A 14,854-nucleotide genomic window follows, 5' to 3' on the forward strand; every position below is an offset into this window, starting at 1 on the left:
CCGTAGAGAAAAAGACAGGAGTTGAACCGTGATGCTGCGTTTTCGTTTCCCCATTCTGGCGTTGTTGCTCGCCCTGCTGGCGCTGGGTGGCTGCCAGAGCGCGCCACCCAAAGGGCTGAGCGCCGAACAGATTGCTGTGCTCAAGCGTGAAGGGTTTGCGCCGACGGAAGAAGGCTGGGCCTATGACCTGTCCGGCAAAGTGCTGTTCGGCAGTGACCTGGACAGCCTCAACGGCCAGAGCGAGGCGATTGTCGAGCGGATCGGCAAGGCGCTTTTAGGCGTGGGTATCCAGAATGTGCGGGTCGATGGCCATGCTGATGCTTCCGGCAAGGCCGCTTACAACCAGCAGCTTTCAGAGCGTCGCGCACAGAGTGTGGCCAAGGCACTGATTGGTGTCGGCATGCCAGCGCAGAACATTCGAACCCGAGGCCTGGGCAGCAGCCAGCCGGTGGCCGACAACCGCAGTAGCGCGGGGCGCACGGAGAACCGGCGGGTATCGATTGTGGTGGCGTCGTACTGAAGCGTCAGCATCATCAACACCACACCCGCCACGCTCTTGCGTTGCCTTTTCTGGCCCTATCGCCGGCAAGCCGGCTCCTACAGGAGCTGCAGTGATATTGAGAGCGGCGCGGTCCATGTGGGAGCCGGCTTGCCGGCGATGCAGGCAACGCGGTGCATTAGGACGGTAAGGACCGCGCAGCTTTCGCTTACGCCTGAACGAACCGCATCGCCCGCGTCTCACCCATCAACAACGGTGCATTCGCCTCGGTCACTTCACGGATGTAATCCCACAACAGGGTAATCCGCTTCAACTTGCGCAGATCCTCGCGGCAGTACATCCAGAACGACAAAGAGGGAAAGGGTTAACCCAGTGATTACAAGGGCTTAACCACCATGAACACCCTTCCACAGGAGCACCCTGTCACAAGTGCTGTCACAAACCGCACGCTTCCCTTGAGGCCAGTTTGCCGGTTGGCGAGTCCGTACCATTACCGACGACACGGTATCTACTACCTACGCCTTCGTGTGACTGGCAGCGTGAACAGGACGGTTTCTGTCTCTCTGAAGACCACTGATCGCAGATGGGCGATGCAGACATCTGGTCATCTCACGTCATCACTTCAGGCATTCCACTTGGATCATCCTGATGCCTCATGGTACGACCTACGGGAGCATTTGCTGGCGTTGGTGAGTAACACCGTTGTGTCTGCTGATGAAGGCCACCCATTACGCCATTGGGGGGATTTGTACCGGAACGTCACCGTTGCCCCAAGCCCAGTGGAAACATCGTACAGAGAGGTGATGAGCACAACGCCAGCAGAGTCACCGATGGCCTTTGATGCACTCGCTCGGTTGTACATGGCTGATCGTGCTGGAGAGCAGAAACCGTCAACCCTGAAGGAAACGACGTTGTGTCACAAGGTGATCAGTGAGCATCTGGAGGGATTGGACTTCAGGAACCACTCAAGAGAAGACCTTGTAGCGTTCAGGGGGCGATTAGCCCAAGGACGGATGCCCTCAACGGTAAACAAGTTGATTGTGAAGCTGTCAGCTGTGCTCGCATGGGCTGTCGAGAATGGGCACCTGAGCAAGACATACGACAAGAAGCTGAAACTTACAAAGGGGGTTGAATCGACCCGTAAGGCTTTCTCGCAGCATCAGGTGAGCAAGCTGATGGAATATGCGAGCAACCTTCCAGAGGCATCATGGAAGCGGTGGCTGCTCAGCCTAGGCATCATCACAGGTGGGCGGCTGAAGGAGATATGCCAGTTGACTACGGGTGACGTTGTAACCATGAAATCTGGCCTTGTTGCCATTCACATCAACGAGGCAGGTGAGGGTAAGTCCATCAAGAACAAACAGAGCGAGCGACTGGTGCCGCTTACTGACGGTGCGTACGGTTTCGACCTAGCAGCATTCTTAAGGTACGTCGATGTTATCCGCCGCAGTGGGAGCACATCGCTAGCGCAGGTTGGTTACAGGCCATCGGGTGAGTGGGTGAACCAGCAAGCTATACCTGCCGCTTTAGAGGATACATATGAACGTGGCTTAGTATTTCACTCATTGCGACATTCTCTAGCTTCATTGATGCAAGCGAAGGGGGTTCCTGTCACTCACGCTCAGGCTGTAATGGGTCATGCTTCAGGGACGATCACCTTTGACACCTATGGGTCTAGGGTTCCTGTAGAAGTGATTGAGAAGATGTTGAAGGTGGTGTTGTGCCCAAGCTGATCTGGAATACATATTGTTAAAAAATTGTTGGTGTAAAGTGCAAAAAAACACTTGCAACGTATGGACAAATGTGATTTGAAAATGTATAATGGTAACTATTGAGAAAGTAAAGTCTCACAAACTTTTGGGTTGACCATTTCCCTAGACTTCTCAATGGTCCTTAAGGTCGTATCCTCGACGTACCATGAGCAACTTAGTCCTGCCATTCCTTCTTGGCTATGTTGCTCCTACCACCTTGACCCTCTCTCATGGTGGTACATCTTATCCTTACCCTCTCGTTCACTTCATTGTGGCGAGAGTTTATTCTGTGCCTGTCAGAATATTCGTTCTGATAGAAACCATTACATCTAATATCTTGGAGGTTTAAATCTATGGAACACGCACGCCTGTGCCTGGCTTGCCACGCACCACTAACAAACAAGCGGTCTGACGCCAAAACATGCAGCGGGAAATGCAGGAGTAAGAAATTTAGGTCATTGAGGGAGCATTCAGTATTGATTTCCTTTCGCCTTCATACTTCTTTACATGCTGATTTGTTTCTAGCCGCCTACGCACGTAATCAAGCCGTCAATACATACATCACCAGACTAGTTGGCGACCATCTCGCTAACGCCCATTGAGAAGGAGGACAACATGACGAACAAAGATATCTACATTCAAATTAGACATTACAGCTCTCTTCGTGCAGCTGCTGCATGTACTGGCAATCGGTCAGAGCATCAACGGTGCAGTGATATTATAGAGCTACTGTCTGAGCACTTAGTAGGAGGTGCGCGGTAATGAATGAAAACCATGAAGACTACTACATGAGGGGCTTGAGGCGTGGGATTGAACGACTTGCCAAGCAACAAGCAAACACCGCTAGCAAGTCAGCCAGCATCGAGCCAGCGGTAACTAAACCGGTGTTAGCTAAGCCAGTGCTTACAGCACTCCAACCAGTTAAACTGCAGGCTACTAAGCTGGAAGCTATCAAGCCCGAATTCAATCTAGAGGCATACCGCCTAGACATAATTGCCAAAGCAATTGCTCACATTCTCAAACAACAGAAAGGAATCTAACAATGAAAGATAAGATTGTCATAAACGGAACTCCACCTGCCTGGGACCAAGCAGAGTATGCCCGTCGAGTAGAATCGTGGGTCCACGCGTATCGTCACACGGAAAAGTCCATGGAACTGGTCAGTGCAAGCCTAGGCCATGAGTTCCTTCAAGCTGTGATTGACAAGGCTAATCAGGGTTACACGATCACTCATACCAAGCGTCTGCAACATGGCGAGCTTTACCATTCGACCTACATGGTGAAACCTTTGGAGATGCAAGAACAGGACATTGAGGCTATCAAGGCCAAAGTGAAATCTGAGTACGTCGCATGGCTGGAAAGCGAACATGCACGCTATCAGAGCTTATTGCGTGAACAACTGGTTCAGGCACAAGAAGAAAAAGAGCGTAAGGCAGCAGAAGTAGCTAAGGCAAAGCAGCTGGCAGCCATCGAAAAAGAGGTTCAAGCTTGCTACAAGCCACTTGTCATTCCCGACTGATTATCCACATGAACTAGGTCAATAACAATGAAATTACAGGATGCTCCGCATTGTCTAACCGCAGTGCGGAGCTTTTTCATATCTGCAAGAAAGTGGCTTCACCCCGATAAACGTTGGTGATGATCGTGATGGTACTGAACACACCTGACGCTTTCGCCAAAAAACTTAGTAATTTCAACGGATAGGAACGTATTCAGGTAGGTTTTTACAGAATACTATGGGTAGCGTGACAGGAAGGCATCAACCGATTGATCCTGAGCGATTTAACTGCTCGGACATAAAAGGGTAGCGGGTAGGTCCTAGCATTGCTTAAATCGAAGCTGGCGAGCTTACAGAGGCTTGATGTGTAGTAGATGAGAATTGATTTTATCTAAATAAGAATTACTTGCATTTGAGTCCGCTTTCGTGTAGTTTACGCACCCTCAATCCAGTACGCCATTCTCCACACGACCCGCTTTCGTAAAACGAACTGCGCATCGTAGGGGCTTCGTCGTGTCCGCGATTTGAGCAGTTACGTCACTACACACATGGCACCACCCGAGAGGAATGCCTATGCAAAAGAACTGAAAAGGAGAATGAAGAATGCTTACTAATGAAGAACTATCAAAACTGAATGCTCGGTTTGAGAACAATGCAAACGCCCTAATCTCTGCGCGTCAAGCTGGCAGCATTAAGGCTGAGCGGTCAGCTACTGGTAGCGACTACGAAAAATTGGCAAACCCTTTTTCAGGGTACATTGTCTGTCCGATGTATCCAGTTGACAATGCATCCAAGGACTTCACTCTATATCCGAAGTGGTGTCTTGATGTTGTCGAGGGTGTTGCTAGATTGAACTGGTATCGCCCTGAAGGTGATCAGCGTCCATTGTCGGTTAAGAAGATTCTGCTGATACTGCAAACATGTAAGCAGATCGACAAATACACCATTGGTGAGATGTTTGGATTTGATTCTCGGCAAGCTGAGCGTTATGTTCAAGCCGTCCGCATCATCATTCCGCAACTTGAAAAGGTTGTACCTGATGGTTTGAAAGTGAAGATCAAAAGTTGCACGCCATTGTTTGAGAAGTCTTCACAGATTGTCGGAGTCGCGTCTAGTGTTGACCTGACTGACGATGTGCCAGATGTTCTTGATTGGAAACAACACAAGGCCGTGTGGCTTGACAAACTACATCGTGACTATGAAATTGTTTTTACCGAGTACAACACACGTGAATTCTATGAGGCTGACAGGCTGGAAATCCTATCAGAAGCTACCGTGCGTTACCCGGTGAGGGAGCCGGTTGTTGTTGAAGTGCTGAGGGTTGAGCATCCAATGCAAGCCAAAGCCCTTGAGCTGATCCGGGGCGGTCTGTCCGTGGCCAAGGTAGCACGGGAGACTGGCGTTCACAGGAACACCGTCAGCAAGTGGAAAAAGGCAGCTTGAGAAGTGCACACCTAAGTGCGTCGCATTATATTTAAGGGGAACCCGATCTAGGGGGAACCGAAAATATAACCGCTTTTCTTCTGTGGAGATTGTCCACAGAGCATGCTTTCTTCAGGGTGTCCACCCTGCATTGATACTCTGAGAAATTGGAAAGGAGAGGATGGGTAAACCATCCCGAACTAGCGATAATTATTCATAGCTTCGCTATGCATGTTGCTTTCCTGTACTGAGTACAGAAGACAGTTCAAGAGCTTGGTAGGCTGTCTGCCTCCCTATTGAAAAGCATTCGCCTTGCGGCTCACCTGCGGACACTGAATGTATGAGAGTGATAATGTTCTGATTGACAATCAGTGAGCGCCAAGGAAACCGTAGGTTGACGTTCTTGAGGATTCATCCTCGATAATCATTCTTCAGCGTCTACGCTGAATAGGGTAATCCTAAATCATTCGAAAGTGAGGGTAAGAGGAACGAACCCACAAACCCGTGTCATCATCCTCACCCTCGAACGGTGTGAACTGCCACCCCTTGCACGTGCAAGGAATTCGTCAGTAAGACGATGGGCGAATGTCCAGCATTGGTTGGAATGCAATGCGGAAAGTTTGGCGTTCACCAACCTCAATCCATGTAGCCACTTCTCTTTTGTATTGGCTGTTTCCTGAGCAAGGACCCACCCCTTGCGGGTCGGAGCCAACACCAACGAGTCTTCTACCGGGCTTTACATGGAAGGTTGCTTTCTCGTTGTTATCCAGCCTTGCCACCAGCTTTCCGTCGATGAAGACGCCAAAGAAGCAGTGACCGGCTTGTATCGCACTTTCACGTACCACAGTCACAGCTGCGTCCTTGCCGTGATCCTCGGTTTGCATTGTCAGCAAGCGATTGCCTGGAGCAGGTACAGCCTCACCAACCGTTGGTGGTGCAGCACAGCCACTCAACATTGCGATAGCTGCGGCGGTAATCAGTGGTCGCATTAGTTTCGTCCTTGTTATCGTGAAGGCACAAAGCTATCACTCCCCTACGGACGCTCCAAGCGCTTCTGCCCTACTCATGCGCTCTTGGTGTCAACAATCGCTCGGTTTACGACACCAGCGGGAAGGGTGTTCGATTGGTGTCATTAAATTATGGTTTGCATTTTATGATGCTATTGATATTATGACACCACCTTAAGCGACACCCTGACGGGCAACCAAGGATCATCATCATGTCTCGCACCTTCCTGTACTGCCGTGTTAGCACCTCGACCCAATTCACAGAGAATCAGGTACAGGAAGTGAAAGCCGCTGGTTTCAACGTACAGGCCAGCCGAGTTGTTGAAGAAACAATCTCAGGCAGTACTTGTGCAGCAGACCGACCCGGCTTTGCAAAGCTGCTGGATCGTATGGAAGGTGGCGACATTCTCATTGTTACCAAGCTTGACCGTCTAGGTCGCAATGCTATGGATGTACGCTCCACCATTGAGCGATTGGCAGAGACTAAGATTCGCGTGCATTGCCTAGCCCTTGGTGGCGTAGACCTCACCAGTCCAGCAGGAAAGATGACTATGCAAGTGCTGTGTGCAGTCGCTGAATTTGAGCGTGATCTGCTGATCGAGCGTACACAGTCAGGCTTGAAGCGTGCGAAGGCGGAGGGTCGAAAGTTGGGCCGACCAGAGGCAACAGGAACAACCAAGGATGTACAGACAGCCCGCTCTGAGGGTATGAGCCAATCGCAAGTGGCTGAACACCTGAACATCAGTCTCGCTACTGTCAAACGGCACTGGAACAAGGCCGCATAAAAGCTAGCCCCATATAGAGCCGCATCGGCTTACCCTGTGGGGTGGAATAGACATGCACTCAATCGCCTCGCTATGAGCTTCCTATAAGCTTGTGGTGGGGCGTTCTTGTTTGTATTGCCAGCAGTCACCACAGGATTCGACATTTCTTGTGTAGGGGGGGGTTCTGAAACAGTCGGGTGTTAAGACCGGTCGCTAACCCAAAGGGATTTTCCGTGATCAACATATCCCGGGCCGGTGTGAATTCAATCCCTGTTTTCAGGGGGGGGGTGAAAACCACGGAGATTGCAATGACCTAGGACCACGTAAAGCATTTCTACGCTAAGCTGTCCTATCGTGCTTCAACGGAGTGTTGGTAGCAATATAAATGGAACGATAGCATCTGACGCATTTAGAGTTGTGTCTATGAGTCGATATAAATAAGCTCAGTCATTACCCAGTTAGGTCAAGGATATGAGGTATAGCAGTGGGAAATTATGCAAGCAAACTTACAGAAAGATGGAAGCACAGTCAGATACCTCAAGGATACTGCTTGATTTGTGGAGCTTATGGAAAACTGAGTTGGGATCATGTGCCCCCGCAAGGCAGCGTAACAATAACGAAAGTTGAACAGGTTCACTTGACTGAAATAATGGGGGTCAACCCAGTTCCTGTGAGGGGAATAAAATCAACGAACGGTAGTAAATTCAAAACCATTTGTAAAGATTGCAATAGCACGCACCTTGGTCGAAATGATGATGAGGTAGCGAAGGTTTATAGGAGTCTTACCAGCCTAGTAATGCACCATTTCACATACCTGAACAATCCATATAATCACGTAACGATACCGTTTGATGCAGTCAGATTCTGTCGGGCAATGATTGGTCATATTCTTTCTGCAACCACTGTCGAGGAGTGTAGGCAAGAGCCAGTAGAGTCACCTTACTTTACGCCGCTGCAAAAGTTTGTAATGGGCGACGATGCAGCCATTGATGATACGCATGATATCTACTGTTGGTTTTATCCCCATCGCCATCACTTGAGTGCAAAGATGTTTGCCTTTAAAAACAAAGGGAACACCTGCACAATTAGCGTTTTGTCTTTTTACCCACTGGCGTTCTCCGTGACTGAGAAAGGAAAAGGAATTTATCCATCAGGGGCTACTAAGGTTTTGCTTACTGACAAGCAAATGTTTGTAGACCTATCATCAGGAAATTTTCCGTATTCCGGCTTTCCTTTTACGGGTTTGACTGGTGATCAGATGATGCTTTTGTCGTCTGCTCAAGCGATTGTAAGCTATCCAATTAAATCTTAGCAGCAGCGTACGTAGAGCAAAAGAGTATCGTATCGTGTAGCACCATATCTCTACGTACTGAACTGGGACACAGGTTTTGAAATGCGGTGACTTTCCGCCCGAGGGTACGCAGAATGCAAATCCTCCCACTGAGGACTACACATGGACAAAGCCACCACCACCGCTGACGCACTTGAACTTCTTCATCTGAACCAGATAGCCATACGTGCGGCGATAGAGGAAGTCAGCACATGGATACGCCAACGCGGTTCGGTCAACGTTCACGAAAACGTGATGGGCACCCTGCAGACTCTCGACACAAATGCCGAAGCAATCACCCTAGCAGTTGAGCGGTTGCGGAATGAAAGCTTGTAGTAGCAGTTGACCCTCCAGCAAGGCATGGAAGGTCTTGCTGGAGTGCTCAGTCTTCGATGCTGTCGATTGCGAAGTTGATGAAGGCTGAACAGCAAATTAGCATGAATCGGGCATCAGCTTTGGTAGGCGGGGTGGTATTGTCCAATATTGCATGCCTAATGCCGCCGGCATCGCTGGTGTAACCGTAAAGTGTCATAAATGCTGACTTCAAACTTCCATGGAGGCCATGTTTTTCTTCCAATATTTTTAGCGCCTGACCAAGCGTTGCCTTGTCGTCTTGAACTACTTTTTTCGCGAGAGATTCTACAGCGCTTATGCTTTCTTTAATCGAATTTCGATAATCAGGACTTTCCCTGTCTGTTAGCAAGCTTAACGCTGTTTGGATATGGGTCCTTACGCCGGCGTAGCAATCCGAGTTGCGGATGGCTGACTCGATTTCTGATATCTCTTCACTGGAGGTTATAGGTGATAATTGCCCGGAAACAAAGCGATACGCAGAGTTTTCACGATCCAGTACTTTGTTGAATGCTAATATAAGCAGTTGTTGTTCTACTTCTTTTTCTGAGGATGATACAATGAACTCTACGAAGCTGTACTGGCGGTGCCATTCCATTTTAAAGAAGCTTTCGCGTACAGTTTTTTTAAAGTCTGTCCACTTATAAGGAATGGTGTCCAGAGGGGCTTTGTAAAATTCTGAGTATAATTGTGTGGCAAGCCAGCTTAAGTTTGATCCTGCAACTTTGTCCCAATCTTTTGGATGCCTAAATTTTGCGAATTTCAGCGAAACAACGACATTCCATAGGGAGTTTTTAAGATCACGATCAATACTGTCAACTTGAGCTACTTTAGTCGCTGGAGCCATTCCCATGCGCTGCGAGAAATCCATTGTCACCATTGCACCTCATTTCTACTAGTCGTAGCCAAACGGCGGCTTGATCCATGAGCGACATTGTACACGGTGGCTGATTGCCAGTGGCCACTGTCGGAGGTTGGGCGTAGTGCAGATATGTAGCAAGGAGCTATGGATGTGAGCTGTCACAAGAGGTGTCACAACCACTGTCACAAGGCGTTGCGACAACCCCTTGCCCTAGGTAGGATGAGCAACCCTTACTTTTTGTCGATCTACCCCTGGGCAAACCTCATTTCACGGCTATCCCCCATCAACAAAGGTGCATTGGCCTCGGTCACTTCACGTATGTAATCCCACAACAGGGTAATCCGCTTCAACTTGCGCAAATCCTCCCGGCAGTACATCCAGAACTGCCGTGTCACCTCGATCTCTTCTGGCAGCACCGTCACCAGCCGCGCATCTTGCGCAGCCAAGAAACACGGCAGAATCGCCAGCCCACGCCCTTGCAGTGCGGCGGTGAACTGGGCGATCACACTGGTGCTGCGCAGGTGCGCACTGGCATTGGGAATCAGGTTGGCCAGGTACAGCAGCTCCGAACTGAACGCCAAATCGTCCACATAGCTGATGAACGGATGGTCGACCAGATCGCTCACCTGGCGGATCGGCGCATGGCTGTCCAGGTATTCCTGGGTCGCATACAACCGCAGACGGTAGTCGCACAGCTTGCAGCACACATACGGCCCATGTTCAGGGCGTTCCAGGGCAATCACGATATCCGCTTCGCGCTTGGACAGGCTGATGAAGTGCGGCAACGGCAGGATATCCACCGAAATGGCTGGCCAGGCGTCGACGAAGTGGCTCAATTGAGGCGTGACGAAGAAACTGCCGAAGCCCTCGGTGCAGCCCATGCGCACATGCCCCGACAACGCCACACCCGAGCCAGACACCTGTTCGCAGGCCATGTGCAGGGTGCTTTCGATCGATTCGGCATAGCCCAGCAAGCGCTGGCCCTCGGCGGTGAGCACGAAGCCGTTGGTGCGCGACTTCTCGAACAACAAGGTGCCCAGTGCCCCTTCGAGCGAACTGATGCGCCGCGACACCGTGGTGTAGTCGACGCTCAGGCGCTTGGCGGCGCTGCTGGCCTTGCGGGTACGTGCCACTTCGAGGAAGAACTTGAGGTCGTCCCAGTTCAGCGCGCTCAATGAGGTGAGGTCTTTTTGCATGATGATCCGGTTTTTTTGTGCGTTCTTGTTGGATGTTTGCACATCTATACTCGAAAAAAGCCCCAAGACCCAAGCGCCACCTCGCGTTTGCCCCCGGCGCTGGCGATCTCGTCCTGACAATAATTCCAAGGAGAACGCAGATGAACGCACCGCAATCCCCCGACCAGACCAAGGTCGAGCAGGTCAAGCTGCTGATCGATGGCCAGTGGGTCGAATCGAAAACCACCGAATGGCGTGACATCGTCAACCCGGCCACCCAGCAGGTGCTGGCGCGGGTCCCGTTCGCCACCGTCGAAGAAGTCGATGCCGCCGTGGCCGCTGCCCAGCGCGCCTTCCCGAGCTGGCGCGATACCCCGATTGGCGCACGCATGCGCATCATGCTCAAGCTGCAGGCGTTGATCCGCGAGCACACCAAGCGCATCGCCCAGACCCTCAGCGCCGAGCAGGGCAAGACCCTGGCCGATGCCGAAGGCGATATCTTCCGTGGCCTTGAAGTGGTCGAACATGCAGCGTCGATTGGCACCCTGCAGATGGGCGAGTTCGCCGAGAACGTCGCCGGGGGCGTGGACACCTACACCCTGCGCCAGCCCATCGGTGTATGCGCTGGCATCACCCCATTCAACTTCCCGGCGATGATTCCGTTGTGGATGTTCCCCATGGCCATCGTCTGCGGTAACACCTTCGTCCTCAAGCCGTCCGAGCAGGACCCGCTGTCGACCATGATGCTGGTCGAGCTGGCGCTGGAAGCCGGTGTACCGGCGGGTGTGTTGAACGTGGTGCATGGCGGCAAGCAAGTGGTGGATGCGATCTGCACCCATCAGGACATCAAGGCCATTTCCTTCGTCGGCTCTACCGAAGTCGGTACCCACGTCTACAACCTGGGTAGCCAGCACGGCAAGCGCGTGCAGTCGATGATGGGCGCCAAGAACCATGCCGTGGTGCTGCCTGACGCCAACCGCACGCAAACCGTCAACGCCCTGGTTGGCGCCGCCTTTGGCGCGGCAGGCCAGCGCTGCATGGCCACCTCGGTGGCGGTACTGGTGGGCAAGGCCCGCGACTGGCTGCCGGACATCAAGGAGGCTGCGAGCAAGCTCAAGGTCAATGCCGGCTGTGAGCCAGGCACCGACGTTGGCCCGGTGGTGTCCAAGCGCGCCAAGGAACGTGTGCTGGGGCTGATTGAAAGCGGCATCCAGGAAGGTGCCAAGCTTGAACTGGACGGGCGCGATGTGAAGGTGCCAGGTTACGAGCAGGGCAACTTCGTTGGCCCGACCCTGTTCTCCGGGGTCAAGACCGACATGCAGGTCTACACCCAGGAAATCTTCGGCCCGGTGCTGGTGACCCTGGAAGTCGACACCCTCGACGAAGCCATCGCCCTGGTCAACGCCAACCCGTTCGGCAACGGCACCGGCCTGTTCACCCAGAGCGGCGCGGCGGCGCGCAAGTTCCAGAGCGAGATCGACATCGGCCAGGTTGGTATCAACATCCCGATTCCGGTGCCGGTGCCGTTCTTCAGCTTCACCGGTTCGCGCGGCTCGAAGCTGGGAGACCTTGGCCCATACGGCAAGCAAGTGGTGCAGTTCTACACTCAGACCAAGACCGTCACCGCCCGCTGGTTCGATGACGACAGCGTCAATGACGGTGTGAACACCACCATCAGCCTGCGCTAAGGAGTTCGTCATGCGTATCGCATTCATCGGTCTGGGCAACATGGGCGCCCCCATGGCCCGCAACCTGATCAAGGCCGGGCACCAGTTGAACCTGTTCGACCTGAACAAGACTGTGCTGGCCGAACTCGCCGAGCTGGGCGGGCAGGTCAGCGCCTCGCCCAAGGACGCGGCTGCCGACAGCGAGCTGGTGATTACCATGTTGCCGGCAGCGGCCCATGTGCGCGCCGTGTACCTCAATGAAGAAGATGGCGTGCTGGCGGGCATCCGTCCAGGTACGCCGACGGTGGATTGCAGCACCATCGACCCGCAGACTGCCCGCGATGTGTCCAAAGCCGCAGCGGCCAAGGGCGTGGATATGGGCGATGCACCGGTTTCCGGCGGCACCGGCGGCGCGGCGGCGGGCACGCTGACCTTCATGGTCGGCGCCAGTGCCGAGTTGTTCGCCACCCTCAAGCCGGTACTGGAACAGATGGGCCGCAACATCGTGCATTGCGGTGAGGTGGGGACCGGGCAGATCGCCAAGATCTGCAACAACCTGCTGCTGGGCATCTCGATGGTCGGCGTGTCCGAGGCCATGGCGCTGGGCAATGCGCTGGGCATCGACACCAAGGTGTTGGCCGGCATCATCAACAGCTCGACCGGGCGTTGCTGGAGCTCCGACACCTACAACCCTTGGCCGGGCATTATCGAAACCGCGCCGGCCTCACGGGGCTACACCGGAGGTTTTGGCGCCGAGCTGATGCTCAAGGACCTGGGCTTGGCCACTGAAGCTGCACGGCAGGCGCACCAACCGGTGATTCTTGGTGCGGTGGCCCAGCAGCTGTATCAGGCGATGAGCTTGCGTGGTGACGGCGGCAAGGACTTCTCGGCGATTGTCGAGGGGTATCGCAAGAAGGATTGACGAGCGAGGCTTGATCGCGGGGCAGGCGGCCTTCCCTTTGTAACTGCGCACCAAAGGGAAGGGTGCCTGTCTCGCGATTTTTTTCGTACTCGGCTTTTACCAGACGCAGAATGCCCCTGTGGGAGCGGGTTCACCCGCGAATGCGGTGGTGAACTCACCGACGCATTCGCGGGTAAACCCGCTCCCACAAGGGCGATGTTTGGCTTGAAGTCAGGCGAAGACGAAATACTTGCGCACGGTCTCGACCACTTCCCAAGTGCCCTTCATCCCCGGTTCGATCACGAACACATCACCCGCTTTCAGGTGCTTCGGCTCTTCACCTTCCGGGGTGATGATGCAGTAGCCATCGAGGAAGTGGCAGAACTCCCACTTCTCGTAATTCACCTCGAACTTGCCCGGCGTGCAGATCCAGGTGCCCATGATCTTGCTGCCGTCGGCCGACAGGTAGGCGTTGAGGTTGACGGTGTGCGGATCGCCGCCGATGCGCTTCCACTTGGTGGCGTCCACGACCGGCGTCGGGCAGGTTTCGCGCAGGACGGTGATGAAATCGGACATGGCACAACTCCTGGTGACTGGCTGAATGACTCGTCACCATAGGGCCATCGTCCGAGCCGCAGTTGCCTGGGCTCGACGTCCAGCTGTCTGACCGCGCTATGGCAGCGCATTTACCTCTACGGTCACATGGGCCAGTTCTTCATGGACGCCGAGGGCCTGGCGCACGCTATCGGCGCTCAGTTCCCCTTGGGTTGCGAGGCTGAGGATACAGGCGTACTGGTCTTTGCCCACGCGCCAGACGTGCAGGTCGGTGATGGTGGCAGGTGCAGGCAACTGAGCGACCACTTCACGAATTTCCTCGACCACCGGTGCGTCCATTTCGGCGTCCAGCAACACCCGGCCAGTATCGCGCAGCAGGCCGCGCGCCCACAGCGCCACCAGTACCGCACCTACCAGTCCCATCACCGGGTCGAGCCAGCTGGCGCCCCAGAACTTGCCTGCAAGCAGGGCGATGATGGCCAGTACCGAGGTGGCGGCGTCGGCGATGACGTGCAGGTAGGCCGAGCGCAGGTTCAGGTCGTGGTGGTGATGGCTGTGATCGTGGTGGTGGTCGTGGCCATGGCCATGATGATGGTCATGGTGATGGTCATCGCGCAGCAGCCAGGCGCAGACCAGGTTCACGGCCAGGCCCACGATGGCGATGAAAATTGCTTCGTCGTAGTGGATCGGCCCCGGTGTCAGCAGCCGTTCGATGGACTGGAAGGCCATCAGCCCGGCCACACCGAGCAGCAGCAGGGCGCTGGAATAACCACCAAGGATTTCGATCTTCCAGGTGCCGAAGGCGAAGCGCCGGTCTGCGGCATAGCGTCGCGCTGCGGCATACGCCAGCAATGACAAGCCGAGCGCCAGGGCATGGGAGCTCATGTGCCAGCCGTCGGCCAGCAGGGCCATGGAGTTGAAGAACCAGCCACCAGCGATTTCCGCCACCATCATCACGGCCGTCAGCCACACCGCCAGGCGAGTCTTGCGTTCGGCGCCGAGATTTCCGGTATGGAACTGGTGGGTGTGCTGCCAGCGGTCTGAGGTTTGCGTCGCCATGGTTTATCATGCT

At 53.7% G+C, this 14,854-nt stretch carries 15 protein-coding genes and 1 pseudogene; 10 read left to right on the forward strand and 6 right to left on the reverse strand.

Annotated elements, in window-relative coordinates; translation table 11 throughout:
* Positions 1 to 31: 31 nt before the first annotated feature.
* On the forward strand, positions 32 to 520 hold the full coding sequence (locus PspTeo4_RS25465) for an OmpA family protein (protein WP_416196976.1): 489 nt from the start codon (positions 32 to 34) through the stop codon (positions 518 to 520).
* Between the two features lie 187 nt (positions 521 to 707).
* On the opposite strand, the pseudogene PspTeo4_RS25470 reads toward PspTeo4_RS25465, so the two are convergent.
* A pseudogene (locus PspTeo4_RS25470) lies at positions 708 to 845 on the reverse strand (LysR family transcriptional regulator); the annotation flags it as partial.
* 457 nt (positions 846 to 1,302) lie between these two features.
* Here PspTeo4_RS25470 and PspTeo4_RS25475 point away from each other — a divergent pair.
* The 4 genes from PspTeo4_RS25475 to PspTeo4_RS25490 all read left to right on the forward strand — a co-directional run bounded on the left by PspTeo4_RS25475 (position 1,303) and on the right by PspTeo4_RS25490 (position 5,191).
* Positions 1,303 to 2,232, forward strand: coding sequence for a tyrosine-type recombinase/integrase (locus tag PspTeo4_RS25475; RefSeq protein WP_322366492.1), 930 nt, complete (start codon positions 1,303 to 1,305; stop codon positions 2,230 to 2,232).
* A 779-nt stretch (positions 2,233 to 3,011) separates the two neighbouring features.
* Positions 3,012 to 3,290, forward strand: coding sequence for a hypothetical protein (locus tag PspTeo4_RS25480; protein ID WP_322366493.1), 279 nt, complete (start codon positions 3,012 to 3,014; stop codon positions 3,288 to 3,290).
* 110 nt (positions 3,291 to 3,400) lie between these two features.
* Positions 3,401 to 3,769, forward strand: coding sequence for a hypothetical protein (locus PspTeo4_RS25485; RefSeq protein WP_322366494.1), 369 nt, complete (start codon positions 3,401 to 3,403; stop codon positions 3,767 to 3,769).
* Positions 3,770 to 4,351: 582 nt separating this feature from the next.
* On the forward strand, positions 4,352 to 5,191 hold the full coding sequence (locus PspTeo4_RS25490; protein WP_322366495.1) for a helix-turn-helix domain-containing protein: 840 nt from the start codon (positions 4,352 to 4,354) through the stop codon (positions 5,189 to 5,191).
* Positions 5,192 to 5,736: 545 nt separating this feature from the next.
* On the opposite strand, the gene PspTeo4_RS25495 is transcribed toward PspTeo4_RS25490, so the two are convergent.
* Positions 5,737 to 6,159, reverse strand: coding sequence for a hypothetical protein (locus tag PspTeo4_RS25495; protein ID WP_322366496.1), 423 nt, complete (start codon positions 6,157 to 6,159; stop codon positions 5,737 to 5,739).
* A gap of 230 nt (positions 6,160 to 6,389) precedes the next feature.
* On the opposite strand from PspTeo4_RS25495, the gene PspTeo4_RS25500 reads away from it, so the two are divergent.
* The 3 genes from PspTeo4_RS25500 to PspTeo4_RS25510 all read left to right on the forward strand — a co-directional run bounded on the left by PspTeo4_RS25500 (position 6,390) and on the right by PspTeo4_RS25510 (position 8,607).
* Positions 6,390 to 6,962: a recombinase family protein gene (locus tag PspTeo4_RS25500; protein ID WP_322366497.1), complete on the forward strand. Its 573-nt coding sequence runs from the start codon at positions 6,390 to 6,392 to the stop codon at positions 6,960 to 6,962.
* Between the two features lie 463 nt (positions 6,963 to 7,425).
* A complete protein-coding gene (locus PspTeo4_RS25505; protein WP_322366498.1) occupies positions 7,426 to 8,253 on the forward strand; it encodes a metal-binding protein in 828 nt (275 codons plus the stop codon).
* Between the two features lie 141 nt (positions 8,254 to 8,394).
* On the forward strand, positions 8,395 to 8,607 hold the full coding sequence (locus PspTeo4_RS25510) for a hypothetical protein (protein ID WP_322366499.1): 213 nt from the start codon (positions 8,395 to 8,397) through the stop codon (positions 8,605 to 8,607).
* 46 nt (positions 8,608 to 8,653) lie between these two features.
* Here the strand turns inward: PspTeo4_RS25510 and PspTeo4_RS25515 are convergent, their stop codons facing one another.
* Both PspTeo4_RS25515 and PspTeo4_RS25520 read right to left on the reverse strand, forming a co-directional pair.
* Positions 8,654 to 9,493, reverse strand: coding sequence for an AbiJ-NTD4 domain-containing protein (locus tag PspTeo4_RS25515; RefSeq protein WP_322366500.1), 840 nt, complete (start codon positions 9,491 to 9,493; stop codon positions 8,654 to 8,656).
* A gap of 236 nt (positions 9,494 to 9,729) precedes the next feature.
* On the reverse strand, positions 9,730 to 10,680 hold the full coding sequence (locus PspTeo4_RS25520; RefSeq protein WP_322366501.1) for a LysR family transcriptional regulator: 951 nt from the start codon (positions 10,678 to 10,680) through the stop codon (positions 9,730 to 9,732).
* A gap of 140 nt (positions 10,681 to 10,820) precedes the next feature.
* Between PspTeo4_RS25520 and PspTeo4_RS25525 the strand changes: the two genes are divergently transcribed.
* Together PspTeo4_RS25525 and mmsB are read left to right on the forward strand one after the other, a co-directional pair.
* A complete protein-coding gene (locus PspTeo4_RS25525; protein WP_322366502.1) occupies positions 10,821 to 12,347 on the forward strand; it encodes a CoA-acylating methylmalonate-semialdehyde dehydrogenase in 1,527 nt (508 codons plus the stop codon).
* Positions 12,348 to 12,357: 10 nt separating this feature from the next.
* Positions 12,358 to 13,248: a 3-hydroxyisobutyrate dehydrogenase gene (gene mmsB, locus PspTeo4_RS25530; protein ID WP_322366503.1), complete on the forward strand. Its 891-nt coding sequence runs from the start codon at positions 12,358 to 12,360 to the stop codon at positions 13,246 to 13,248.
* 210 nt (positions 13,249 to 13,458) lie between these two features.
* On the opposite strand, the gene PspTeo4_RS25535 is transcribed toward mmsB, so the two are convergent.
* Positions 13,459 to 13,803 (reverse strand): cupin domain-containing protein, encoded by a 345-nt coding sequence (locus PspTeo4_RS25535; RefSeq protein WP_003258412.1) that lies wholly within the window; start codon positions 13,801 to 13,803, stop codon positions 13,459 to 13,461.
* Between the two features lie 96 nt (positions 13,804 to 13,899).
* Positions 13,900 to 14,841 (reverse strand): CDF family Co(II)/Ni(II) efflux transporter DmeF, encoded by a 942-nt coding sequence (gene dmeF / locus PspTeo4_RS25540; protein ID WP_322366505.1) that lies wholly within the window; start codon positions 14,839 to 14,841, stop codon positions 13,900 to 13,902.
* Between the last annotated feature and the right edge of the window lie 13 nt (positions 14,842 to 14,854).

The sequence above is a fragment of the Pseudomonas sp. Teo4 genome (genome assembly GCF_034387475.1).
Lineage (GTDB): Bacteria > Pseudomonadota > Gammaproteobacteria > Pseudomonadales > Pseudomonadaceae > Aquipseudomonas.

Coding starts and splice junctions, on each gene's coding strand:
- PspTeo4_RS25465 (WP_416196976.1), top strand. CDS start 32: ATGCTGCGTTTTCGTTTCCCCATTCTGGCGTTGTTGCTCGCCCTGCTG.
- PspTeo4_RS25475 (WP_322366492.1), top strand. CDS start 1,303: ATGAGCACAACGCCAGCAGAGTCACCGATGGCCTTTGATGCACTCGCT.
- PspTeo4_RS25480 (WP_322366493.1), top strand. CDS start 3,012: ATGAATGAAAACCATGAAGACTACTACATGAGGGGCTTGAGGCGTGGG.
- PspTeo4_RS25485 (WP_322366494.1), top strand. CDS start 3,401: ATGGAACTGGTCAGTGCAAGCCTAGGCCATGAGTTCCTTCAAGCTGTG.
- PspTeo4_RS25490 (WP_322366495.1), top strand. CDS start 4,352: ATGCTTACTAATGAAGAACTATCAAAACTGAATGCTCGGTTTGAGAAC.
- PspTeo4_RS25495 (WP_322366496.1), bottom strand. CDS start 6,159: ATGCGACCACTGATTACCGCCGCAGCTATCGCAATGTTGAGTGGCTGT.
- PspTeo4_RS25500 (WP_322366497.1), top strand. CDS start 6,390: ATGTCTCGCACCTTCCTGTACTGCCGTGTTAGCACCTCGACCCAATTC.
- PspTeo4_RS25510 (WP_322366499.1), top strand. CDS start 8,395: ATGGACAAAGCCACCACCACCGCTGACGCACTTGAACTTCTTCATCTG.
- PspTeo4_RS25515 (WP_322366500.1), bottom strand. CDS start 9,493: ATGGATTTCTCGCAGCGCATGGGAATGGCTCCAGCGACTAAAGTAGCT.
- PspTeo4_RS25520 (WP_322366501.1), bottom strand. CDS start 10,680: ATGCAAAAAGACCTCACCTCATTGAGCGCGCTGAACTGGGACGACCTC.
- PspTeo4_RS25525 (WP_322366502.1), top strand. CDS start 10,821: ATGAACGCACCGCAATCCCCCGACCAGACCAAGGTCGAGCAGGTCAAG.
- mmsB (WP_322366503.1), top strand. CDS start 12,358: ATGCGTATCGCATTCATCGGTCTGGGCAACATGGGCGCCCCCATGGCC.
- PspTeo4_RS25535 (WP_003258412.1), bottom strand. CDS start 13,803: ATGTCCGATTTCATCACCGTCCTGCGCGAAACCTGCCCGACGCCGGTC.
- dmeF (WP_322366505.1), bottom strand. CDS start 14,841: ATGGCGACGCAAACCTCAGACCGCTGGCAGCACACCCACCAGTTCCAT.